This is a genomic window from Pseudomonas sp. GW823-FHT06B06, from assembly GCF_058795195.1.
Window position 1 is genome coordinate 19,846 of the sequence record NZ_JBXAHO010000038.1, and the last position, 24,052, is coordinate 43,897.

Consider the following 24,052-nt stretch of genomic DNA (forward strand, 5'->3'; position numbering starts at 1 on the left):
GCAGCTCCTACAGGGTGTACCTCGTTCCAATGTAGGAGCTGCCGAAGGCTGCGATCTTTTGATATTGACTCAATAACAAAAACGGCACCCGAAGGTGCCGTTTCTGTTTACTGCCGAGTGTCGCTTAAACGATCAACCCGCCAGGCCCGATTGCTGTACCAGGTTCAACAGCGGCTGTGGATACAGGCCGAGGAAGAACGCCAGTACCGCGATGGCCAGCAACATCACGCCGCCTGCACGTTGTTCCCAGTGCAGTTGGGCATCGTGGCGACGCAGGTTTGGTTCGATCAGGTACAGGGTGACCATGACACGCAGGTAGTAGAACACGCCGATGGCGCTGCCCAGTACCAGGGAGCCGACCAGCCACCATTGTTGCGACTGGACACCGGTGGCGATGATGTAGAACTTGCCGATGAAGCCCGCGGTCAGCGGGATACCAGCCAGGGACAGCATCATCACGGTCAGTACGGCAGTCAGGTACGGACGGCGCCAGAACAGGCCGCGGTATTCGTACAGGGCATCGGCGTCACGGCCGTTGTACGGCGAGGACATCAGGGTGATCACGCCGAAGGCGCCAAGGCTGGTGATCACGTAGGTGACCAGGTACACGCCGATGGCTTCCACGGCCAGACCCTTGCTCGCCACCAGGGCGATCAGCAGGTAACCGAAGTGAGCAATGGACGAGTAACCCAGCAGACGCTTGAGGTTGCTCTGGGTCAGCGCCAGCAGGTTACCGAACAGGATCGACGCGATGGCGATGATGGTCAGCACGTCGCTCAGTACACCGCTGCTCGCCGCTGGCGAGATCTGGAACAGACGCACCATCACCGCGAACACCGCGACTTTGGAGGCCGTGGCCAGGAACGCTGCAACCGGCGCCGGAGCACCTTCGTAGACGTCCGGGGTCCAGAGGTGGAACGGTACCAGCGACAGTTTGAACGCCAGGCCGATCAGCATCATGCCCAGGCCCAGTTGTGCCAGCGAGCTTGGCAGGCCGGTGGCGGCCAGAGCCTGGCCGATACCGACGAAGCTCAGGGAGCCGGAGTCGGCATACAGCAACGCCATGCCGAACAACAGGAACGCGGAACCGGCAGCCGACAGCACCATGTACTTGATGCCGGCTTCCAGCGAACGCTTGTTGAAGAAGGCATAGGCGACCAGGCCGTAGACCGGTACCGAGAGCAGTTCCAGGCCAATGAACAAGCCAGCCAGGTGCTGCGCGCTGACCAGCACCAGGCCACCGGCGGCGGCCATCAGGATCAGCAGGTACAGTTCTTCACGGTTGCCCGGGTAACCCGAACCGCCATCGCCGAGGTAGGCATGGGCGAGGGTCACGCAAGCGAGGGTGGCGACCAGGATCAGCGCCATGTACAGGCAGGCAAAGGTGTCGATCTGCAGCAATGGCGTCACGGCCAGGGGCGCGACTTTCAGGGCTGGCAGGATCGACAGCAAAGCCAGGTTCAGACCCGCCACCGACAGCAGGAAGGTCTGGGAGTGGTTGCGGCGCCAGGCAATCGCCAGCATCACCACGATGATCGTGGCGCTGGTGATCAACAACGGCGCTAGCGCGATAAAGTGTTGAGTCGTGAATTCCATAGCGCTCTTACCGGGCCGAAGCGAGTTGAGTGAAGGCGGTGCCGAGCCACTGCTGCACGCCATGCATCGTCGCGGCAGAGGTATCGAGGAACGGTTGCGGGTAGACGCCGATGTAGATCAGCAGCGCAGCCAGGCCGACCACCATGATCATTTCGCGACCGTCCATGCCATGCAGGACCGCATCCGACTTGGCCGGACCGAAGTACGCACGGTGGATCATGATCAGCGAGTAGACCGAACCGAACACCAGGCCGGACGTCGCGATGATGGTGACCCATGGCGCGATCGGGAAGGTGCCGATCAGGATCAGGAACTCACCGACGAAGTTACCGGTACCCGGCAGGCCCAGGGACGCCGCTGCAAAGAACAGGCTGAGGGCTGGCAGGTAGGCGATCTTCGACCACAGGCCGCCCATTTCGCGCATGTCGCGAGTGTGGGTACGCTCGTACAGCTGGCCACTGAGGATAAAGAGTGCCGCCGCCGACAGGCCGTGCGCGAGCATCTGCATCACCGCGCCCTGCAGCGCCAGTTGGCTGCCGGAATAGATGCCGATCAGTACGAAGCCCATGTGGGAAACGGACGAGAAGGCAATCAGACGCTTGATGTCGGTTTGCGCGAACGCCAGGAACGCGCCGTAGAAGATCCCGATCAGACCCAGGGTCATGGCGAACGGCGCGAACTCGGCCGAGGCATTCGGGAACAGCGGCAGGGCGAAACGCAGCAAGCCGTAGGCAGCAGTCTTCAGCAAGATACCGGCCAGGTCCACGGAACCTGCGGTCGGCGCCTGGGCGTGAGCGTCAGGCAACCAGGAGTGGAACGGTACGACTGGCAGCTTCACCGCGAAGGCGATGAAGAAGCCGAGCATCAGGATGTACTCGGTGGTCGTCGACATCTTGGTTTTCAACAGGTCGGCGTAGTTGAACGTAATCACGCCGGTGTCGTTGAAGTTGACCAGTACCAGGCCCAGGATCGCCACCAGCATGATCAGGCCGGAAGCCTGAGTGAAGATGAAGAACTTGGTCGCCGCGTAGATCCGGGTTTTCTTGCCGTCCGAAGAACTGTGACCCCAGAGCGCGATGAGGAAGTACATCGGCACCAGCATCATTTCCCAGAAGAAGAAGAACATGAACAGGTCGAGGGCCAGGAACACGCCGACGACACCGCCCAGGATCCACATCAGGTTCAAGTGGAAGAAGCCCACGTGACGCTGGATCTCTTTCCACGAGCAGAGTACCGAGAGGACACCCAGCAGGCCGGTCAGCATGATCATCAACAGCGACAGGCCGTCGAGGGCCAGGTGCACGTTGATGCCGAAGCGCTGGATCCAGACGTGCTTGAACTCAAGCGCCCAGGTCGGATCGGCGCCAGGCGCCGGGGCAAACGAATAGTCGCCGTTAGCCCACAGCCAGAGGCCGAGGGCGAGCAACAGGGACATGGTGATCAGCGCAATCCAGCGGGGGAGGGTGGCGCCGAAGCGCTCACCCAGCCAGCACAGCAGGCCGCCGATGAAGGGGATCAGGATTAGCCAAGGCAGAATCATGACGGGCTCAATTCCTTTCGCAAGTTCGCAAGGTTCATATCAGACCGCTACCAGCACGACGGCGCCGATTACCAGCACGGCACCAGCAGCCATCGAGGCGGCATACCAACGCAGTTGACCCGTCTCGGTACGGCTCAGGGCGGTGTGACCGCCTTTGGCCATGCGCGGGATCAGGCCGATGGTCTGGTCCAGTGGGTCTTTGCGCAGGATGTGGCTGATCGCCAGGTATGGCTTGACGAACAGTTTGTCGTAGATCCAGTCGAAGCCCCAGGCAGCGAACCACCAGGCCGAGAGGAAACGGCCGATGCCGCTGTTGGCGATCGCGGTGACGAAGCGACGCTTGCCGAGGAACAGCAGCGCAGCCAGCAGGATACCGGACAGGGCGATGGCGCCCGAGGCGATTTCCAGGCTGTGCTTGGCTTCGCCGCCGGCATGGCCGACGCTTTGCGGCAGTACGCCGTGCAGGGGTGGAACGATCATCGCGCCAATGGCGGTGGACAATACGATCAGCACCGACAGCGGCAGCCAGTGAGCGATGCCGTGACCGGCGTGGGCTTCGGTCTTCGCTTCACCGTGGAACGCGATGAAGATCAGGCGGAAGGTGTACAGCGAGGTCATGAACGCACCGACCAGACCTGCGTAGAGCAGACCCTGGTTGCCGCTGGCGAACGCTTCCCAGAGGATTTCGTCCTTGGAGTAGAAACCTGCGGTCACCAGTGGCAGGGCCGCCAGGGCCGCACCGCCAACGATGAAGCTGGCGTAGGCCAGAGGCAGTTTCTTCCACAGGCCGCCCATCTTGAAGATGTCCTGCTCGTGGTGGCAGGCAACGATCACCGCACCGGAGGCAAGGAACAACAGCGCCTTGAAGAAGGCGTGGGTCATCAGGTGGAAGATCGCGCCGTCCCAGGCGCCAACGCCCAGGGCCAGGAACATGTAGCCGATCTGGCTCATGGTCGAGTAGGCGAGGATACGCTTGATGTCGGTTTGAACCAGGGCGGCAAAACCTGCCAGCACCAGGGTCACACCGCCGACGATGCCGACCAGGTGCAGGATTTCCGGCGCCAGGGTGAACAGGCCGTGGGTACGGGCGATCAGGTAGACGCCCGCGGTTACCATGGTTGCGGCGTGGATCAGTGCCGAAACCGGGGTAGGACCGGCCATCGCGTCCGCCAGCCAGGTTTGCAGCGGCAGTTGCGCGGATTTACCGACAGCGCCGCCCAGCAGCATCAGGGTGGCCATGACCATCCAGAAGTCACCGGCCTGGAATTTTTGCGGTGCCAGCACCAGCAGTTCCTGGACATTCAGCGTACCCAGTTGGGCGAACAGGATGAACAGGCCGATGGCCATGAACACGTCGCCGATACGGGTCACGATGAAGGCCTTGAGCGCGGCGTTACCGTTGTTGCGGTTGCTGTAGTAGAAACCGATCAACAGGTACGAGCACAGGCCCACGCCTTCCCAGCCGAAGTACAGGAACAACAGGTTATCGCCCAGCACCAGGAACAGCATGCTGGCGATAAACAGGTTGGTGTAGGCGAAGAAGCGCGAGTAACCGGCTTCACCGCGCATGTACCAGGACGCGAACAGGTGGATCAGGAAACCCACGCCAACCACCACACCGAGCATGGTCAGGGACAGACCATCGAGGTACAGCGCGAAGTTCGGCGTGAAGCCTTCCACCGCCATCCACTGCCACAACACCTGGGTGTAGTGGCCGTCTTCCGGTGGGGCGACGTTGAATTGCCAGATCACGTAAGCCGTGACGATGGCCGACAAGCCGACGGAACCGACGCCGATCAGCGCCGAGAGGTTTTCCGAGAGGCGTCCACGGGAGAACGACAGCAGCAGGAAACCAATGAGAGGGAATACGAAAGTCAGATAGAGAAGATTCATCCGCGCATCTCGCTGGCAGCGTCGATATCGAGAGTGTGGAAGCGGCGGTACAGCTGCAACAGAATCGCCAGGCCGATACTGGCCTCGGCGGCTGCCAGGCTGATCACCAGGATGAACATGATCTGTCCATCCGGCTGCGCCCAGCGGCTACCGGCAACGATGAAAGCCAAGGCGGAGGCATTCATCATGACCTCCAGGCTCATCAGCACGAAAAGAATGTTGCGGCGGACCATCAGGCCGACCAGACCGAGGCAGAACAGGATGCCGGCGACCGCCAGACCATGCTCCATAGGGATAGCAGGCATCGTCATTGCTCCTTGGCTTCGTTGCGGCCCAAGTGGAACGCCGTCACGGCTGCGGCGAGCAGCAGCATCGAGGCGAGTTCGACCACCAGCAGGTACGGACCGAACAGGCTGATGCCCACGGCCTTGGCGTCTACGGTGGTGTGGCCAACGGCCTCACCGGTCTGGTGGGAGAACAGCACATACAGCAGTTCCACCAGCAGCAGCGCAGCCAGGGCGACCGGGCCGGCCCAAATACCGGGCTTGAGCCAGACGCGCTCTTGCTGAACCGAGGCCGGGCCAAGGTTCAGCATCATCACCACGAACACGAACAGCACCATGATGGCGCCAGCGTAGGCGATCACTTCCAGGACACCGGCAAACGGCGCGCCGAGGGCGAAAAACGTCATCGCCACGGCAATCAGCGAAATGATCAGGTAGAGCAGGGCGTGCACAGGGTTGGTGTTGGTGATCACGCGAAGCGTGGACACCACAGCGATACCCGATGCGAAATAGAAAGCGAATTCCATCTTTCTTCCTTAAGGCAGCAAGCTCTTCACGTTGATCGGTTCGGCTTCATTCTGCGCGGAGCCCTTCGGCTTACCGGCAATAGCCATACCTGCAACACGATAGAAGTTGTAATCAGGGTTTTTGCCGGGGCCGGAGATCAGCAGATCTTCTTTCTCGTAAACCAGGTCCTGACGTTTGAACTCGGCCATTTCGAAATCCGGCGTGAGCTGGATCGCGGTGGTCGGGCAGGCTTCCTCGCAGAGGCCGCAAAAGATGCAGCGCGAGAAGTTGATGCGGAAGAAGTCCGGATACCAGCGACCGTCTTCGGTTTCAGCTTTCTGCAGCGAGATGCAACCGACCGGGCACGCCACGGCGCACAGGTTGCAGGCTACACAACGCTCTTCGCCGTCGGGGTCGCGGGTCAGGACGATACGGCCACGGTAGCGCGGCGGCAGGTAGACCGGTTCTTCCGGGTACTGCAGCGTGTCGCGCTTGCGGAAGGCGTGGCCGAAAATCATCACCAGGCTGCGAAGCTGGGTGTAGAAGCCATGCACGATGTCAAATATGTACTTCATGATTCTCTATCCTCACTGAGCCGCGACGGCGGGCGTGTTGAGCAACACGATCGCAGCGGTCACCAGCATGTTGACGAGGGTCAGCGGCAGGCAGAACTTCCAGCTGAAATCCATCACCTGGTCATACCGTGGGCGCGGAATCGAGGCGCGCAGCAGGATGAACATCATGATGAAGAACGCGGTTTTCAGTGCGAACCAGATGAACGGGATCTGCGGCAGGATGCCGAACGGACCGTGCCAGCCACCGAAGAACAAGGTCACCAGCAGTGCCGAAATCAGCACGATGCCGATGTACTCGCCGACGAAGAACATGCCCCATTTCATGCCGGCGTATTCAATGTGGTAACCGTCGGCCAGTTCCTGCTCCGCTTCCGGCTGGTCGAACGGGTGACGGTGAGTCACGGCGACGCCAGCGATGAAGAAGGTCAGGAAGCCGAAGATCTGCGGAATGATGAACCACATGTTCTGCGCTTGGTATTCAACGATGTCGCGCATGTTGAACGAGCCGACCTGGATCACGATGCCCATCAGCGACAGGCCCATGAACACTTCGTACGACACGGTCTGTGCCGAGGCCCGCAAGCTGCCCAGCAGGGCGAACTTGTTGTTGCTCGACCAGCCGGCGAACAGCACCGCGTAGACCGACAGGCCGGCCATGGCGAAGAAGAACAGGATGCCGATGTTGATATCCGCCACGCCCCAGGTCGGGGTGATCGGGATGATCGCGAAGGCAATCAGCAGGGCGCTCATGGCCACGACCGGTGCCAGGGTGAAGATCATCTTGTCGGCGAATGGAGGCGTCCAGTCTTCCTTGAAGAACATCTTGATCATGTCGGCGGCGATCTGGAACGCGCCGAACGGGCCGACGCGGTTCGGACCGTAACGGTCCTGCCAGAGGGCGAGCAGGCGACGCTCCACCCAGCTGAGCAGGGCGCCGCAAACCACCACGGCGAGCAGGATCACCACGGCCTTGAGGACCGCGATGATCACGTCGATCACTTCAGGAGTGAACAAGGTCATTGAGCTGCCTCCTGCAGACCGTCAACGGATTTACCAAAGATCGCTGGCGGAATGCCGGCGATGCCCGCAGGCAAGGCCACCAGGCCTGCGCCCAGCTCTTCGTTGATGCGCAGCGGCAGACGCAGGGTCTGGCCGGCAACGTTCAAGCTCAGCATGGCGCCGTCGTTGACACCCAGGCGGTCGGCTTCGGATTTGGCCAAGGCGACGTAGGCGGCCGGAATACGTTCCTGGACCGGCGCGGCTTTCGAAGAGTTCTCTTCGCTGCCGAACAGGTGGAAGAACGGCACGACCTGCCAGGTGCCCGGGGCCGGGTTGAACGCGCGCGGAACACTGGCGAACCAGTTCAGCGAATCACCTGTGCTTTCGATCAGGCGGGTGCCCGGGTCGCCAGCGCGGATGTGACCACCGACTTCGTCCTGGAACTTGTTCCAGGCTTGCGGCGAGTTCCAGCCCGGAGACCAGGCGAATGGCACTTGCTGGCGCGGTTCGGCCGAGCCCGAGTAACCTTCCATCGAGAAGGCGAACGCGGTGTCCTTGTCCTGCGGGGTACGCGGTTCGTGCACGCTGATGTCGGCGCGCATGGCGGTACGACCGGAGTAACGCAACGGTTCACGGGCCAGTTTCATGCCCTTGATGCGGAACGTGGCGGACGGAGCGGCATCGACGATGCGGTTCAATTGCGGCGTGCTTGCAGCCACGGCAGCGGTGACGTGGTCCAGTTGGGTCCAGTCGATCGGCTGGTTCAGCAGGGTCGCACGCAGGGCATGCAGCCAGCGCCAGCCTTCGTGAACCAGGATGCTCGCGTCCATGTACTTCGGATCGAACACCTGGAAGAAGCGCTGGGCGCGACCTTCCTGGCTAACCAGGGTACCGTCGCCTTCAGCGAAGCTGGCGGCTGGCAGGACCAGGTGTGCGCGATCGCTGGTAGCGGTCTTCTGGTGGTCGGCCACGATCAGCACTTTGGTGGCGTTCAGGGCTGCGTCGACCTTGGCCTTGTCAGTGCGGGTGTACAGATCGTTTTCCAGCACGACGATGGCGTCGGCTTTACCGTCGATCACCGCTTGCAGGGCTGCATCGACCGATTCGCCACCGAGCATGGCCAGGCCGAGGCTGTTGGCCTCAGGCACGATCAGGCTGATGGAACCGTTCTTCTCGCGCAGCTTCAGGGCCTTGGCGATGTTCGCGGCAGCTTCGATCAGGGCTTTGGAGCCCAGGGAAGTGCCGGCGATGATCAGTGGGCGCTTGGCCGCGAGCAGGGCGTCGGCAATGCGCTTGGCCAGCTCGAGGGCTTCGGCGTCCAGGCCTTCGACGGCCGGAGCGCTGGCGTCGAGGGCGTGAGCCACGGCGAAACCGATGCGGGCCAGGTCGTCGGGAGCGGCGTGAACGCACTCTTCGGCGATGTCGTCGAGCTTGGTTTCAGCCAGGCTTGCAATGAACAGCGGGTTCAGCGCGTGCTGGCCGATGTTCTTCACCGCAGCGTCGAGCCAAGGCTGGACGCGCATGGCGTCAGCCATGTCTTCGGCCTTGCCCTTGACCGATTGACGCAGGGACAGGGCCATACGAGCAGCAGTCTGGGTCAGGTCTTCACCGAGGACGAACACGGCGTCGTGGTCTTCGATGTCGCGCATGTTCGGCACAGGCAGCGGGCTGTCTTTGAGCACCTGCAGGACCAGACGGATGCGTTCCAGCTCGGCAGCTTCGATACCGGAGTAGAAGTGCTCGGCACCGACCAGTTCGCGCAACGCGTAGTTGCTTTCGAGGCTGGCGCGGGGCGAACCGATACCGACGATGTTGCGACCGCGCAGCAGGTCGGCGGCTTTATCCAGGGCTTCGTCGAGGCTCAGCTTGGCGCCATTGGCCAGCAGGGGCTGACGTGGGCGGTCTTCGCGGTTGACGTAGCCATAGCCGAAACGGCCACGGTCGCACAGGAAGTACTGGTTCACCGAACCGTTGTAGCGGTTTTCGATACGACGCAGTTCACCGTAGCGCTCGCCCGGGGAGATGTTGCAACCGCTGGAGCAGCCATGGCAGATACTCGGCGAGAACTGCATGTCCCACTTACGGTTGTAGCGCTCGGAGTGAGTCTTGTCGGTGAACACACCGGTCGGGCAGACCTCGGTCAGGTTGCCGGAGAACTCGCTTTCCAGCACGCCGTCTTCAACGCGACCGAAGTACACGTTGTCGTGGGCGCCGAATACGCCGAGGTCGGTGCCGCCAGCGTAGTCTTTATAGAAGCGCACGCAGCGGTAGCAAGCGATGCAGCGGTTCATCTCGTGGGAAATGAACGGGCCCAGTTGCTGGTTCTGGTGGGTACGCTTGGTGAAGCGGTAACGGCGCTCGTTGTGGCCGGTCATTACCGTCATGTCTTGCAGGTGGCAGTGACCGCCTTCCTCACAGACCGGGCAGTCGTGAGGGTGGTTGGTCATCAGCCATTCAACAACGCTGGCGCGAAATGCCTTGGACTCTTCATCGTCGATGGAGATCCAGGTGCCATCGGTGGCAGGGGTCATGCAGGACATGACGATACGACCACGGGTGTCGTTCTCGTCGGTGTACTGCTTGACCGCGCACTGGCGGCAAGCGCCAACACTGCCGAGGGCAGGGTGCCAGCAGAAATACGGAATATCGAGGCCCAGAGACAGACATGCCTGTAACAGGTTGTCTGCCCCATCGACTTCGAGCGCTTTGCCGTCTACGTGGATAGTGGCCATGGTTCAAAGTTCTTCGTTGGCCCGGTGTCAGCGGGCGTGGCTAATGGAATCTTGTTATCCGCGCGAATCAACACAGCCGGTGAAGGCGTCATCGCGCGAAAAGCGAAGGGCACGGACCCTTCGCCTTTTTTAAGCATTTACGCGCCGACTACGATCGGCCTTGCCAGAGGCGGGACGGCGGCGCGGGTAGGCGCGATGCCGGCTTCGAACTCGTGGCGGAAGTATTTGATGGCACTGCCCAACGGCTCCACGGCGCCCGGTGCGTGAGCACAGAAGGTCTTGCCTGGGCCAAGGAAGCCGACCAGACCCAGCAGGGTCTCGATGTCGCCGGCTTGCCCTTCACCGTTCTCGATGGCCATCAGCAGCTTGACGCTCCATGGCAGGCCATCGCGGCAAGGGGTGCAGAAGCCGCAGGATTCGCGGGCGAAGAACTGCTCCATGTTGCGCAGCAGGGACACCATGTTGACGCTGTCGTCCACCGCCATGGCCAGGCCGGTACCCATACGGGTGCCCACCTTGGCGATGCCGCCGGCGTACATTTGTGCGTCCAGGTGTTCCGGCAACAGGAAGCCGGTACCGGCACCGCCAGGCTGCCAGGCCTTGAGCTTGTAACCGTCGCGCATGCCGCCAGCATAGTCTTCGAACAGCTCGCGAGCGGTGACGCCAAACGGCAGCTCCCACAGGCCAGGGTTCTTGACCTTGCCGGAGAAGCCCATGAGCTTGGTGCCCATGTCTTCGCTGCCTTCGCGAGCCAACGATTTGTACCAGTCCACGCCGTCGGCGATGATCGCCGGCACGTTGCACAGGGTCTCGACGTTGTTCACGCAGGTCGGCTTGCCCCATACGCCAACGGCGGCAGGGAAGGGCGGTTTGGAGCGCGGGTTGGCGCGGCGGCCTTCGAGGGAGTTGATCAGTGCGGTTTCTTCACCGCAGATGTAACGCCCGGCACCGGTGTGGACGAACAGCTCGAAATCAAAGCCGCTGCCCAGGATGTTCTTGCCCAAAAGACCGGCTGCCTTGGCTTCTTCCACGGCACGGTTCAGGTGCTTGGCGGCGGTGGTGTACTCGCCGCGCAGGAAGATGTAGCCACGGTAGGTTTTCAGTGCGCGGGCACTGATCAGCATGCCTTCGATCAGCAGATGGGGCAGTTGCTCCATCAGCATGCGGTCTTTCCAGGTGTTGGGCTCCATTTCATCCGCGTTGCACAGCAGGTAGCGGATGTTGATGGATTCGTCTTTTGGCATCAGGCCCCACTTCACGCCAGTGGGGAAGCCTGCACCGCCGCGGCCTTTAAGGCCGGAGTCTTTCACGGTCTGGACGATATCGTCCTGGGCCATGTCGGCGAAGGCCTTGCGCGCCGCGGCGTAACCGTTCTTGGCCTGGTATTCGTCGAGCCATACGGCTTCGCCGTCGTCACGCAGGCGCCAGGTGAGCGGGTGAGTCTCGGCCGAACGCTTGATGCGGTTGGCCGGACCGAAGGAAGTCAGGGTCATACGTAGCCCTCGAGCAATTTGGCAACGCCAGCTGGCTGCACATCACCGAAAGTGTCGTCGTCGATCATCAACGCCGGCGCCTTGTCGCAGTTGCCGAGGCAGCAGACCGGCAGCAGGGTGAAACGACCGTCGGTGGTGGTTTGACCCAGGCCGATGCCGAGTTTGCTCTGGATTTCGCTGACCACCGACTCGTGGCCGCCGATGTAGCAGACCATGCTGTCGCAGACGCGAATGATGTGACGGCCCACTGGCTGACGGAAGATCTGGCTGTAGAACGTCGCCACGCCTTCAACGTCGCTGGCCGGGATGCCGAGGATCTCGCCGATGGCGTACAAGGCGCCGTCCGGCACCCAGCCACGTTCCTTCTGGACGATCTTCAGGGCTTCGATCGACGCCGCGCGCGGGTCTTCGTAGTGATGCAACTCGTGCTCGATGGCCGAGCGCTCGGTTTCACTCAAGGTGAAACGGTCTGTCTGGATAAGCGTGCTGTTCATGCTTAGCGGTCCACGTCGGCCATAACGAAATCGATACTACCCAGGTACGCGATCAAGTCCGCGACCATGCTGCCTTTGATCACCGAAGGGATCTGCTGCAGGTGCGGGAAGCTTGGGGTACGAATCCGGGTGCGGTAGCTCATGGTGCCGCCATCGCTCGTCAGGTAATAACTGTTGATGCCCTTGGTCGCTTCGATCATCTGGAAGGATTCGTTGGCCGGCATGACCGGGCCCCACGAAACTTGCAGGAAGTGCGTGATCAAGGTCTCGATGTGCTGCAGCGTGCGCTCTTTCGGTGGCGGCGTGGTCAGCGGGTGATCCGCCTTGTACGGGCCTTCCGGCATGTTGCGCAGGCACTGGTCGATGATCTTGATGCTCTGGCGCATTTCTTCCACGCGCACGATGCAACGATCGTAGGCATCGCCATTGGCCGCCAGCGGCACTTCGAACTCGAAGTTCTCGTAGCCCGAGTACGGGCGCGCCTTACGCAGGTCGAAGTCGCAACCGGTGGCACGCAGGCCGGCACCGGTGACGCCCCATTCCAGGGCTTGCTTGGTGTTGTAGTCGGCGACGCCGATGGTCCGGCCACGCAGGATGCTGTTGTCCAGCGCGGCTTTCTGGTATTCGTCCAGGCGCTTGGGCATCCACTCGACGAAATCCTTGACCAGTTTTTCCCAGCCGCGCGGCAGGTCGTGGGCGACGCCACCGATGCGGTACCAGGCCGGGTGCAGGCGGAAACCGGTGATGGCTTCGATCACCGTGTACGCCTTCTGGCGGTCGGTGAAGGTGAAGAACACCGGGGTCATGGCGCCAACGTCCTGGATGTAGGTACCCAGGAACAGCAGGTGGCTGGTGATCCGGAAGAACTCGGCCATCATGATGCGGATGACGTCGACCTTCTCAGGCACCTTGATGCCGGCCAGCTTCTCGACCGAGAGCACGTACGGCAAGTTGTTCATCACGCCGCCGAGGTAGTCGATACGGTCGGTGTACGGGATGAAGCTGTGCCAGGACTGACGCTCGGCCATCTTCTCGGCGCCACGATGGTGGTAGCCGATGTCCGGGACGCAGTCGACGATCTCTTCACCGTCCAGCTGCAGGATGATGCGGAACGCACCGTGCGCCGAAGGGTGGTTGGGACCCAGGTTGAGGAACATGTAGTCCTCGTTCGGGCCGGAACGCTTCATGCCCCAGTCTTCAGGCTTGAAGCGCGCGGCTTCTTCCTCGAGCTGTTGCTTGGCCAGGGTCAGGCTGTACGGGTCGAACTCGGTGGCACGGGCCGGGAAGTCCTTGCGCAGCGGGTGACCTTCCCAGGTCGGCGGCATCATGATGCGCGACAGGTGCGGGTGACCTTTGAAGTCGATGCCGTACATGTCCCAGACTTCACGCTCGTACCAGTTGGCATTTGGCCAGATGCTGGTGACGGTTGGCAGGCTGAGGTCGCTCTCGGACAAGGCGACCTTGATCATGACGTCACTATTACGTTCGATAGACATCAGGTGGTAGAACACGGAGAAGTCGACGCCGTTCGGCAGCCCTTGACGCTTGGTGCGCAGACGCTCGTCCACGCCATGCAGGTCATAGAGCATGACGTACGGCTTGGGCAGGTTGCGCAGGAACGTCAGGACTTCGACGAGTTTGGCGCGGGCAACCCAAAGCACCGGCATGCCGGTGCGGGTAGGCTGGGCGGTAAACGCCTCCGGGCCAAAACGGTTGTTCAGTTCGACGACCACATCCTGGTCGTCTGCCTTGTAAGGCGGGATGTACAGAGCACTGCCTGTAGTCATGGTTATTTAATCGCTTTCGGTCAACGTAAAGAATGAAGCCAGTGTCTCGTTCTATTGAAGAAGCAGAGCTGGATCAGACTTCGTCGGGGCTGCGCAGGTTGGTGACTGCGATTCGCTGTTCGCGGCGCTTGTCCTTTTCGGAAGGCATCTCGGCGCGATATACGCCTTGATCGCCAACGACCCAGGAAAGCGGACGACGCTCCTGTCCAATCGACTCCTGCAGCAGCATCAAGCCTTGCAGGAAAGCTTCAGGGCGGGGCGGGCAGCCAGGCACGTAGACGTCCACGGGCAGGAATTTGTCCACCCCTTGAACGACGGAGTAGATGTCGTACATGCCACCGGAGTTGGCGCACGAACCCATGGAGATGACCCATTTAGGTTCGAGCATTTGCTCGTAGAGACGCTGAATGATCGGCGCCATCTTGATGAAGCAGGTACCGGCGATAACCATGAAATCCGCCTGGCGCGGCGATGCCCGGATAACCTCGGCGCCGAAGCGCGCGATGTCGTGGGGCGCCGTGAAGGCGGTGGTCATTTCCACGTAGCAGCACGAAAGACCGAAGTTATACGGCCACAGGGAGTTCTTGCGCCCCCAGTTGATCGTGCCGTTAAGCACGTCTTCGAGCTTGCCCATGAAAATGTTTTTGTGGACTTGATCTTCTAACGGATCGGAAACGGTTTCCCGCTGGCCGATCGGATACTGCTCGTTAGGAGCATCGGGGTCGATCCTGGTGAGATTGTATTGCATTGCCAAAGCCTCATTGTTTCAGCTTCGCTTGCCGCTTGCGCCGAGCTTCCGGAGCCCAGTCAAGGGCGCCCACTCGGAATAGGTAGACAAGACCTGCCAACAGAATTGCTATGAAAACGAGAGCTTCGACGAATCCGGTCCAGCCGCTTTCGCGGACGGACACAGACCATGCAAAGAGAAAGAGGGCTTCGATATCGAAGATCACGAACAGCATCGCGACCAGATAGAATTTGGCTGAGAGCCGCAAGCGGGCGCCACCTGTAGGTAGCATGCCGGACTCGAACGGTTCGTTTTTGCTGCGGCCCCAGGCTTTTGACCCAAGGAGGCTGGAGACGCCCAGCATGAAGGCACAGAGGCCGACGACGCCTAGAAGGAAAATGGCAAAGCCCCAGTTGTGGGCCATGAGTCCTGTCGCTTCGGGCATGCTGGTAATCCTTAACAGAGAGCAAAGGTCTCTGAGCTTGAAAAGGTAACAACGCAGTGACGATATGTCGCAGCAATCAATCCCGCTGATTTTATGGCTAAACACCCAGCAAGTAAAATTCCTATAGCGAAATTATTTATAGGAATAAGGACATAGCGAGCGGCAAAAGCGCCGTAGCCCTTGCGTTGCGGGCATTAGCCGGCATTTTTGGAAATATGTTTTGTAGGGAATGTAACGAACATAGTTTTGGCTAAATGATAATCAATATTGTTTGAGTGGGTTTTTAAACTGTTTATCAGGTTTATGGTTGGGAAGTTGCCTTACATGCACGTAACTGTAGGAGCTGACGAGTGAAACGAGGCTGCGATCTTTTGATCTTGTTTATCGGCAAAATCAAAAGATCGCAGCCTCGTTTCACTCGTCAGCTCCTACAGGGTTACGGGGGTTTGTGGTGCTGCGCGCAAAAAAAAACGCCCCGAACCAGTCGGGGCGTCAGGTGTGCAGCGCTGCGGTTAGCTTTCTATAGGGCCCGCAGCGGCTGATGTCTCAATCGAAGCAGATCAGTGGAACTGTTCTTCTTCAGTCGAACCGGTCAGAGCGGTGACCGACGACGAGCCACCCTGGATCACGGTGGTCATGTCGTCGAAGTAACCGGTGCCCACTTCCTGCTGGTGAGCCACGAAGGTGTAGCCCTTGGCGGCGTCGGCGAATTCCTGCTCCTGCAGCTTCACGTAGGCAGTCATGTCGTTGCGGGCGTAGTCGTGCGCCAGGTTGAACATGCTGTGCCACATGTTGTGAATGCCGGCCAGGGTGATGAACTGGTGCTTGTAACCCATGGCGGACAGTTCGCGCTGGAACTTGGCGATGGTCGCGTCGTCCAGGTTTTTCTTCCAGTTGAAGGAAGGCGAGCAGTTGTACGACAGCAGTTGGTCCGGGTATTCCTTCTTGATCGCTTCAGCGAAGCGACGAGCCTCTTCCAGGTCTGGCTTGGCGGTTTCGCACCAGATCAGGTCGGCGTACGGTGCATAGGCCAGGCCGCGAGCGATTGCCTGGTCCAGGCCGGCGCGCACTTTGTAGAAGCCTTCCTGGGTACGTTCGCCAGTTACGAACGGCTGGTCGTACGGGTCGCAGTCGGAAGTCAGCAGGTCGGCGGCGTTAGCGTCGGTACGGGCCAGGATGATGGTCGGAGTACCGGCAACGTCGGCTGCCAGACGGGCAGCGGTCAGCTTCTGTACCGCTTCCTGGGTAGGAACCAGTACCTTGCCGCCCATGTGGCCGCATTTTTTCACGGAAGCCAGCTGGTCTTCGAAGTGAACGCCGGCGGCGCCTGCCTCGATCATGCTCTTCATCAGCTCGTAAGCGTTCAGTACGCCGCCGAAACCGGCTTCGGCGTCAGCCACGATTGGCGCGAAGTAGTCGATGTAGCCTTCGTCGCCCGGGTTCTTGCCGGCTTTCCACTGGATCTGGTCGGCACGACGGAACGAGTTGTTGATGCGCTTGACCACGGTTGGAACCGAGTCCACCGGGTACAGCGACTGGTCAGGGTACATCGATTCGGCGGAGTTGTTGTCCGCAGCCACTTGCCAGCCCGACAGGTAGATCGCCTGGATACCGGCTTTGACTTGTTGTACAGCCTGGCCGCCGGTCAGGGCGCCCATGCAGTTGACGAAATCTTTCTCAGGACGGAAGGCTGGCTTGGCACCCTGGGTAACCAGGTTCCACAGCTTCTCGGCGCCCATTTTTGCAAAGGTGTGCTCAGGTTGAACCGAGCCACGCAGGCGGACGACGTCAGCAGCGGAGTAAGTGCGTGTCACGCCTTTCCAGCGCGGGTTTTCAGCCCAGTCTTTTTCGAGGGCTGCAATTTGCTGTTCGCGTGTCAGTGCCATGGGAGATAAACCTCGTCGCGTCTTTATGAAAAGTTGTTCTGCGGTGGAAAATTCCTGCGCTCGCTGACCAGAAGCTTAGGTGGTCAAGTCGGGTTCGGCGGGGGTGGCGACGGGATGAACGATGGCTCGAGGGGAAGTGAGCAGGTAAAGGCGAACTGCGGGCGCATTCGGGCGTCGTGGGCCTTGGTACGAACATCAGTGTGGTGCCGGATTACCTAATTACGCTTCCGTCCCTCGGGACAACTTCGTTCCAGTCGGCAACCTCGTCAAACACACCTTGTGGGCGGTACAGACACGAAGCGGTTCGCGGGGTAGGTGCGAACATCGCCTCGAAGGCCCTTGCCAGGGCCCCTGATTAGCGGGAGCGAGGCCATCATGCCTTTGCTTTTTTGACTCGTCAAACGTTTTGTAGTGCTTTTTTTCAGGCACTACATCTTTGGTCTAATACGACCTGCCAGTCAGTTTTTGGTGTCTTGGTCCAAAGTATCGACTTTCACCCGCAGGGTCATGTCATCGCGTCCCTGGGTCCCGTAGCTGCGGGCCATACCCTGTTTGTCGGCCTGTGTCTGGCGATTCACGCCGGCCAGCAGGATCCATTCCCCCAGGCGGCCGGTGACGGTTGTGTCGGTGCTTTGCACATTCACTACATCGGGACGTTCCTGGCTCATGCGGTCACGGTTGGTACTGATCGAAAGGTGAACGATCTCGCCGGTGACGTTGGCGGTGACGTAAAAGCCCTGGGTGACGTTGCGGTATTCGGTCTGGCTGCGCAGGTCGCCGTAGGAATCGACCTGGGTGCTGGTCAATGGCACGCTCTGGCCGACCTGGATCAGCGCCGGCATGCCGTCGGTGGCCTGGATTTGCTGGATGCCACCCTCGCGACTGGCGGTGCTATGGCTGATGATTCGGGTCTGGCCCGGCTTGGCGCCGTTCACCGAGTAGCCCTGATCGCCCTGAAAGTTGTTTTCGTTCGTATCGACTGTGATCAGCAAGCGTTTGGGTGCCGTATCGAGTTGGCTTAATAAAGTCTTAAGTTCGTCGATTTTGCGCTGATCGGCTTTGACGATGAGTTGATTGCCGTAAGCGCTGACTTGGCCATCCTTGCCGATGAAATCCTGTGCTACCGGCAACATGTCGGCACTGCTGTGGTAGTTCAGCGGCACGATTTCGGTGGCGGCCATGAGTGAAAAACTGCAGGTCACCAGCAGTGTGGTGAGCAGGGTGCGTAGGGACATATCCGTTATCTCCGCCAGCTTCAAAGTGTAGATAGTGCCAGTTTGTCGGCCCGGGGTGTGTAGGAGCGAGCATGCTCGCGATGGTCGTGAACGATGAAGCGTGAAGCCTGACACCCCGCGGCGTTCTCAAGTCCATCGCGAGCATGCTCGCTCCTACAGCGTGTTGGTATTACCGGTTTGTCGGCCTGGGAGGGGGCAAGTTGAATCGTAGACAGCAAAACGCCCCGGCATCGTATGATGCCAGGGCGTTTTGTGGTGGGCTTCAAGGCCCCATCGCGGGCAAGCCCGCTCCCACAGGTCTTGCGCGATCCTTGTGGGAGCGAGCCTGCTCGCGAAGGCCGCGACTCGGTATCAGCCCGAGTGACGAACCATGTCCACATGCGGAATCCCTGCTTCCAGGAACTCCTCGCTGACCATGTGAAAGCCCAGGCGCTCGTAGAACGCCGTGGCCTGCACCTGGGCGCTGAGCATTTGCTGCTTCAGCCCGCGCTCTTCGGCTTCGTCGATCACCGCATGCATCAGCGCATCGCCGACCTTCAGGCCGCGCCAGTCCTTGAGTACCGACACCCGGCCGACGTGACCGTCAGGCAGCAGGCGGGCGGTGCCGACCGGAAAGTCGCCTTCGAGGGCAAGAAAGTGCACGGCCGTGACATCGTCGGCATCCCATTCCAGCTCGGGTGGTACGGATTGCTCGGCGACGAACACCGCTTCACGAATGCGCCGGATCTCGGCGTTGTCCTTTTGCCAGTCTGCGACACGTACGTGAATCTTATTCATCGGCAAACCCCAGGCTTCCTTGCTTGACCAGTTCGCACAGCAGGCCGCGGCCATCTTCGTCGGTCAACCAGTCACCCAGGTTGTCGACGTGCAGCGCGTCGGCGGCGCAGATCATCTTCAGCAGTTCGCGCAGTTTGCCCGGCAGGTAGCGGCTCTGGCCGCTGGCAAACAGCAACAGGTCGTCATCGACTTCCGACCACGCCAGGCGCGCACTAGGGTTGCGGATCAGTACGGCGCCTTGCTCCAGCGCGCCGAGAACGTCTTCTTCCTCGAGGTCTTCAGGGCCGACCACCAGTTCCGGGTAGCGGGGTTCGGTCATGAACTGGCCGAACCAGGTCAGCAGCAGGCGCTCGTCGCTCATGTGTTCGGCCAGCAGGCTTTTCAGGCGGTCGAGGGCGTCATGCTGGATCTGGTGCGGATCGACCGCCGGCACGGCGTCGGCGTCGGTGTAGCGCTCTTCGTCCGACAGGAACTGGCTGAGGAAGTCGGTGAAGTGGGTCAGCACTTCAGCGGCGCTCGGTGCGCGGAAACCTACGGAATAGGTCAGGCAGTCATCGACAGCCACGCCACAGTGGGCCAGGCGTGGCGGCAGGTAGAGCATGTCGCCCGGTTCCAGCACCCATTCATCGGTGGCCTCGAAGTCGGCGAGGATGCGCAGGTCCGCGTGTTGCAGCAGCGGGCTTTCGGTGTTGCACATCTGGCCGATTTTCCAGTTGCGCTTGCCGTGGCCTTGCAGCAGGAACACGTCGTAGTTGTCGAAGTGCGGGCCGACGCTGCCACCGGGGGCGGCGAAGCTGATCATCACGTCATCGATGCGCCAGCTCGGCAGGAAGCGGAAGTTTTCCAGCAGTTCGCTGACTTCCGGCACGAACTGGTCGACGGCCTGCACCAGCAGGGTCCAGTCGCGCTCCGGCAACTTGCTGAACTCGTCTTCGGCAAAGGGGCCGCGACGCAATTCCCATGGGCGCTCGCCGTTCTCGATGATCAGGCGCGATTCGACTTCTTCTTCCAGCGCCAGGCCGGCCAGTTCGTCGGCATCGATCGGGCTTTCGAAATCAGGAATCGCCTGACGGATCAACAGCGGTTTTTTCTGCCAGTAGTCGCGCAGGAACTCGCGTGCCGTGATGCCGCCCAGAAGTTGAAGAGGAATGTCAGGATTCATGTGTAACCTATTGAAAAAAAGCACTTTTCATACGGGAATAAAAACGCCCGGCGCGGCCGGGCGTCTTAAAAGGGTCCAGCGGTCGATCAGATGCGTTTGGCTTGCGCTACAGCGTTGCCGATGTAGTTCGCCGGGGTGAGCAGTTTCAGCTCGGCCTTGGCGGCGGCTGGCATGTCCAGGCCGTCGATGAAAGTTTGCAGCGCCTCAGGGCTGATGCCCTTGCCGCGGGTCAATTCTTTCAGCTTTTCGTACGGGTTTTCGATGTTGTAGCGACGCATGACGGTCTGGATTGGCTCGGCCAACACTTCCCAGCAAGCGTCCAGGTCAGCGGCAATCTTCTGCTCGTTGAGCTCCAGCTTGCTGATGCCCTTGAGGCTGGCTTCGTATGCGATCACGCTGTGGGCGAAGCCGACACCGAGGTTGCGTAGTACGGTGGAGTCAGTCAGGTCGCGCTGCCAGCGGGAGATTGGCAGTTTGCTCGCCAGGTGCTGGAACAGTGCGTTGGCGATACCCAGGTTGCCTTCGGAGTTTTCGAAGTCGATCGGGTTGACCTTGTGCGGCATGGTCGACGAGCCGATTTCGCCAGCGATGGTGCGCTGCTTGAAATAACCCAGGGAGATGTAGCCCCAGATATCACGGTCGAAGTCGATCAGGATGGTGTTGAAGCGCGCGATTGCGTCGAACAGCTCGGCGATGTAGTCGTGCGGTTCGATCTGCGTGGTGTACGGGTTGAAGCCCAGGCCCAGCTCGTCTTCGATGAAGGCGCGGGCATTGGCTTCCCAGTCGATCTCAGGGTAGGCCGACAGGTGAGCGTTGTAGTTGCCGACAGCGCCGTTGATCTTGCCCAGCAGCGGAACGGCAGCGACCTGGGCGATCTGGCGCTCCAGGCGGTAAACCACGTTTGCCAGTTCTTTGCCCAGGGTGGTTGGCGACGCCGGTTGGCCGTGGGTGCGCGACAGCATCGGCACCTCGGCGAAGCGGATGGCCAGTTCGCGGATGGCTTCGGCGGTCTGGCGCATCAACGGCAGCATCACGTCATCACGGCCTTCGCGTAGCATCAGGGCGTGGGACAGGTTGTTGATGTCCTCGCTGGTGCAGGCGAAGTGGATGAACTCGCTGACAGCGGCCAATTCCGGCAGCTTGGCGGCCTGCTCCTTGAGCAGGTATTCGATGGCTTTTACGTCGTGGTTGGTGGTGCGCTCGATCTCTTTGACACGCTCGGCGTGCTCCAGGGAGAAGTTTTCCGCCAGGGTGTTCAATACCGCGTTGGCTTCGGCGGAGAACGCCGGCACTTCGCTGATGGCAGGGTGAGCGGCCAGGCGCTGGAGCCAGCGCACTTCAACCAGGACGCGGGCACGGATCAGGCCGTACTCGCTGAAAATTGGGCGCAGGGCCTGGGTTTTGCCGGCGTAGCGGCCGTCAACAGGGGAAACCGCAGTGAGCGAAGAGAGCTGCATGGGGTGTTCTCGGACAGTCGGGCAACGAAATGGGGCGCGTATCATACATGAAAAAATCCGCCGGTCCGTCGCCAACTGACCGGCGTATTACGCGTATTGCTAAGTTCGGTGCTGTCGATGCGGGTTATTCGTTACGCATCAATGGGTAAAGCTCTTTGAGCAATTTTTTGCGGCTAATCACCAGCTGCCAGCGATGACCGCCCAATTGTCGCCATAGGCGTGCCGAGCGGATACCGGCCAGCAGCAGGGCGCGAATTTTCGAGGCGTTGCTCGGTTGCTGCAGGTTGCGCATGTCACCGTGCACCTGGATGCGTTGGCGCAGGGTGCTCAGGGTGTCCTGATACAGTGCGCCACATGCGGCGATCACGTTTTCGTGGGCCGGACCGAAGTGCTCGACCTGGGACTGGATCTGCGGCAGGCGCTTGCCGATGATCTCCAGCATGTCTTCGCGCTTGGCCAGTTGACGCTCCAGGCCCAGCATGGCCAGGGCATAGCGCAGCGGTTCGCGTTGCAGGGCACTCGGGTCGCGTTCGAGGGCGCCGATCAATGCGCGATAGCCTTCACGCAGGTTGATATCGTCGCCGCCATAGACTTCCAGTGTGTCCTTGGGGTCGCGAATCAGCAGGCTGCCGAGCATGCAGGTCAGGCCGGCCTCGTTGGTCTGGCCGGTCTTGGCGATCTTGTCCACCAGCACCGCGGCGAGGAATACGCCGCCCAGCGCCGTCAGTTGCTCCTGGGTGGGACTCATTGGGCCTGGCCTTTACTGGTGCTCTTGCTTGTCCAGGGTTCTGCAACTTCGATCACACCGCCGCCAAGGCAGATCTCGCCGTCGTAGAACACCACGGATTGGCCTGGAGTCACCGCGCGTTGCGGGTCATCGAAGGTCGCGCGATAGCCGGTAGCGGTTTTCTCCAGGGTGCAGGGCTGGTCGCCCTGGCGATAACGAACCTTGGCGGTCAGCCTGCGCGGCTGGCTCAGGTCGATCGGGTTGACCCAATAGATATCCGAAGCGAGCAGGGCGCGGGAGAACAGCCACGGGTGATCGTTTCCCTGGCCAACGATCAGCTCGTTGTGTTCCAGGTCCTTGATCAGCACGTACCACGGCTCGTCGCTGGCGTCTTTCAGCCCGCCGATGCCCAGGCCCTGGCGTTGGCCGATGGTGTGGTACATCAAGCCATGGTGGCGGCCGATGACTTCACCTTCGGTGGTCTTGATCTCGCCCGGTTGTGCCGGCAGGTATTGCTTGAGGAAGTCGCTGAAGCGGCGTTCGCCGATAAAGCAGATCCCGGTGGAATCCTTCTTTTTCGCGGTCGCCAGCTCGTATTTCTCGGCAATTGCGCGAACCTGGGGTTTTTCCAGTTCGCCGACCGGGAACAGGGTCTTGGCGATCTGCTCGCCGCCAACGGCGTGCAGGAAGTAGCTCTGGTCCTTGTTCGGGTCCAGGCCCTTGAGCAGTTCGGTGCGGCCGTCGATGTCGCGGCGGCGCACGTAGTGACCGGTGGCGATCAGGTCGGCGCCGAGCATCATGGCGTAGTCGAGGAACGCCTTGAACTTGATCTCGCGGTTGCACAGGATGTCCGGGTTTGGCGTACGACCGGCCTTGTATTCGGCCAGGAAGTGCTCGAACACGTTGTCCCAGTACTCGGCGGCGAAGTTGGCGGTGTGCAGCTTGATGCCAATCTTGTCGCACACGGCCTGGGCGTCCGCCAGGTCGTCCATGGCGGTGCAGTATTCGGTTCCGTCGTCTTCTTCCCAGTTCTTCATGAACAGGCCTTCCACCTCATAGCCCTGCTCGATCAGCAGGAGGGCGGAAACGGAAGAGTCCACGCCGCCGGACATGCCGACAATGACGCGCTTCTTTTGTGTGTCAGAAGGGGCTGGATCACGCATAGGGATTCAATGAGTGTCTTGAAAAAGGACGCGATTCTAACAGGCTCCAGCCCGCAAGGCTAAAGAGAAGGGCGGATCAATTCGAGGCCGAAGTGTTTGCCGTCCAGATAATCGTCGATGCAACGCATGATCAGCTCGCTGCGCCAGTTGTCGCGCCGGCCGATTAATTCCTCGCGGGTCAACCACTTGGCACCGACGATGCCCTCATCCAGTTGATACTCGGGGTGATGTTTCAGCGGTTTGGCGATGAAGCAGACCCGCTGGTAGGTCACGCCGTTGCTCGGGGCGGTATAGAGATAGATTCCCAGTACACCGGTGGGTTCGACGTCCCAGCCGGTTTCCTCGAGGGTTTCGCGCACGGCGGCCTCGGTCAGGGTTTCGTTCGGGTCCAGGTGGCCGGCGGGTTGGTTGAGCACCACGCGTCCGTGCTTGAGTTCTTCGACCATCAGGAAGCGGTCGTTGTCTTCGACGATGGTGGCGACGGTGATGTGGGGTTGCCAGTCCATGAATTTCCCTTGATGTTGAAATGCTGTTCCTGTGGGAGCGAGCCTGCTCGCGAAGGCTGTGGGTCAG

21 protein-coding genes are annotated in these 24,052 nt (G+C 60.7%); all 21 read right to left on the bottom strand.

All coding sequences use genetic code 11. The features are described 5' to 3' along the window. Positions 1–132 precede the first annotated feature (132 nt). The gene (nuoN, locus tag AC1Q8Q_RS25940; protein WP_020799549.1) at positions 133–1,596 is read right to left on the bottom strand and encodes an NADH-quinone oxidoreductase subunit NuoN; all 1,464 of its coding nucleotides are present in this window, start codon (positions 1,594–1,596) and stop codon (positions 133–135) included. Positions 1,597–1,603: 7 nt separating this feature from the next. After that, entirely contained in the window at positions 1,604–3,136 is a 1,533-nt protein-coding gene (gene nuoM, locus AC1Q8Q_RS25945) for an NADH-quinone oxidoreductase subunit M (RefSeq protein WP_020799548.1), read from the bottom strand. A 39-nt stretch (positions 3,137–3,175) separates the two neighbouring features. Beyond that, positions 3,176–5,029, bottom strand: coding sequence for an NADH-quinone oxidoreductase subunit L (gene nuoL, locus AC1Q8Q_RS25950; RefSeq protein WP_020799547.1), 1,854 nt, complete (start codon positions 5,027–5,029; stop codon positions 3,176–3,178). Continuing rightward, positions 5,026–5,334: an NADH-quinone oxidoreductase subunit NuoK gene (gene nuoK / locus AC1Q8Q_RS25955; protein WP_007946416.1), complete on the bottom strand. Its 309-nt coding sequence runs from the start codon at positions 5,332–5,334 to the stop codon at positions 5,026–5,028. Before nuoK ends, nuoL begins: the two co-directional genes overlap by 4 nt. A 2-nt stretch (positions 5,335–5,336) precedes the next feature. After that, positions 5,337–5,840, bottom strand: coding sequence for an NADH-quinone oxidoreductase subunit J (gene nuoJ / locus AC1Q8Q_RS25960; protein WP_020799546.1), 504 nt, complete (start codon positions 5,838–5,840; stop codon positions 5,337–5,339). A 9-nt stretch (positions 5,841–5,849) separates the two neighbouring features. Then, positions 5,850–6,395, bottom strand: coding sequence for an NADH-quinone oxidoreductase subunit NuoI (nuoI, locus tag AC1Q8Q_RS25965; protein ID WP_007970449.1), 546 nt, complete (start codon positions 6,393–6,395; stop codon positions 5,850–5,852). Between the two features lie 12 nt (positions 6,396–6,407). Continuing rightward, positions 6,408–7,415 (bottom strand): NADH-quinone oxidoreductase subunit NuoH, encoded by a 1,008-nt coding sequence (gene nuoH, locus AC1Q8Q_RS25970; protein WP_020799545.1) that lies wholly within the window; start codon positions 7,413–7,415, stop codon positions 6,408–6,410. Beyond that, a complete protein-coding gene (nuoG, locus tag AC1Q8Q_RS25975; RefSeq protein WP_454866150.1) occupies positions 7,412–10,126 on the bottom strand; it encodes an NADH-quinone oxidoreductase subunit NuoG in 2,715 nt (904 codons plus the stop codon). The genes nuoH and nuoG overlap by 4 nt, the downstream gene beginning before the upstream one ends. 137 nt (positions 10,127–10,263) lie before the next feature. After that, a complete protein-coding gene (nuoF, locus tag AC1Q8Q_RS25980) occupies positions 10,264–11,619 on the bottom strand; it encodes an NADH-quinone oxidoreductase subunit NuoF (RefSeq protein WP_020799543.1) in 1,356 nt (451 codons plus the stop codon). After that, positions 11,616–12,113: an NADH-quinone oxidoreductase subunit NuoE gene (gene nuoE / locus AC1Q8Q_RS25985; RefSeq protein WP_008053447.1), complete on the bottom strand. Its 498-nt coding sequence runs from the start codon at positions 12,111–12,113 to the stop codon at positions 11,616–11,618. Before nuoE ends, nuoF begins: the two co-directional genes overlap by 4 nt. Positions 12,114–12,115: 2 nt before the next feature. Beyond that, positions 12,116–13,900 carry an NADH-quinone oxidoreductase subunit C/D gene (gene nuoC / locus AC1Q8Q_RS25990; protein WP_020799542.1) on the bottom strand — a complete coding sequence of 595 codons (1,785 nt, stop codon included), beginning with the start codon at positions 13,898–13,900 and terminating at the stop codon, positions 12,116–12,118. A 73-nt stretch (positions 13,901–13,973) separates the two neighbouring features. Further along, positions 13,974–14,648 (bottom strand): NuoB/complex I 20 kDa subunit family protein, encoded by a 675-nt coding sequence (locus AC1Q8Q_RS25995; RefSeq protein ID WP_008061991.1) that lies wholly within the window; start codon positions 14,646–14,648, stop codon positions 13,974–13,976. 10 nt (positions 14,649–14,658) lie between these two features. Next, a complete protein-coding gene (locus tag AC1Q8Q_RS26000) occupies positions 14,659–15,072 on the bottom strand; it encodes an NADH-quinone oxidoreductase subunit A (protein ID WP_003223812.1) in 414 nt (137 codons plus the stop codon). A 560-nt stretch (positions 15,073–15,632) separates the two neighbouring features. Beyond that, positions 15,633–16,958, bottom strand: coding sequence for an isocitrate lyase (gene aceA / locus AC1Q8Q_RS26005; protein WP_020799541.1), 1,326 nt, complete (start codon positions 16,956–16,958; stop codon positions 15,633–15,635). Positions 16,959–17,416: 458 nt separating this feature from the next. Beyond that, positions 17,417–18,193 carry a secretin N-terminal domain-containing protein gene (locus AC1Q8Q_RS26010; protein WP_033044677.1) on the bottom strand — a complete coding sequence of 259 codons (777 nt, stop codon included), beginning with the start codon at positions 18,191–18,193 and terminating at the stop codon, positions 17,417–17,419. Between the two features lie 351 nt (positions 18,194–18,544). Next, positions 18,545–18,970, bottom strand: a complete 426-nt coding sequence (locus tag AC1Q8Q_RS26015) for a GNAT family N-acetyltransferase (protein WP_033042527.1) — start codon at positions 18,968–18,970, stop codon at positions 18,545–18,547. Further along, the gene (locus tag AC1Q8Q_RS26020) at positions 18,963–20,132 is read right to left on the bottom strand and encodes a ribosomal protein uL16 3-hydroxylase (protein WP_179054553.1); all 1,170 of its coding nucleotides are present in this window, start codon (positions 20,130–20,132) and stop codon (positions 18,963–18,965) included. Before AC1Q8Q_RS26020 ends, AC1Q8Q_RS26015 begins: the two co-directional genes overlap by 8 nt. An 86-nt stretch (positions 20,133–20,218) precedes the next feature. Beyond that, positions 20,219–21,589, bottom strand: a complete 1,371-nt coding sequence (purB, locus tag AC1Q8Q_RS26025) for an adenylosuccinate lyase (protein WP_492615703.1) — start codon at positions 21,587–21,589, stop codon at positions 20,219–20,221. A 124-nt stretch (positions 21,590–21,713) separates the two neighbouring features. Further along, positions 21,714–22,337: a high frequency lysogenization protein HflD gene (gene hflD, locus AC1Q8Q_RS26030; RefSeq protein WP_020799536.1), complete on the bottom strand. Its 624-nt coding sequence runs from the start codon at positions 22,335–22,337 to the stop codon at positions 21,714–21,716. Beyond that, positions 22,334–23,479 carry a tRNA 2-thiouridine(34) synthase MnmA gene (gene mnmA / locus AC1Q8Q_RS26035; RefSeq protein WP_020799535.1) on the bottom strand — a complete coding sequence of 382 codons (1,146 nt, stop codon included), beginning with the start codon at positions 23,477–23,479 and terminating at the stop codon, positions 22,334–22,336. The genes hflD and mnmA overlap by 4 nt, the downstream gene beginning before the upstream one ends. Positions 23,480–23,538: 59 nt before the next feature. After that, positions 23,539–23,985, bottom strand: a complete 447-nt coding sequence (locus tag AC1Q8Q_RS26040) for an NUDIX hydrolase (RefSeq protein ID WP_020799534.1) — start codon at positions 23,983–23,985, stop codon at positions 23,539–23,541. Positions 23,986–24,052 lie beyond the last annotated feature (67 nt).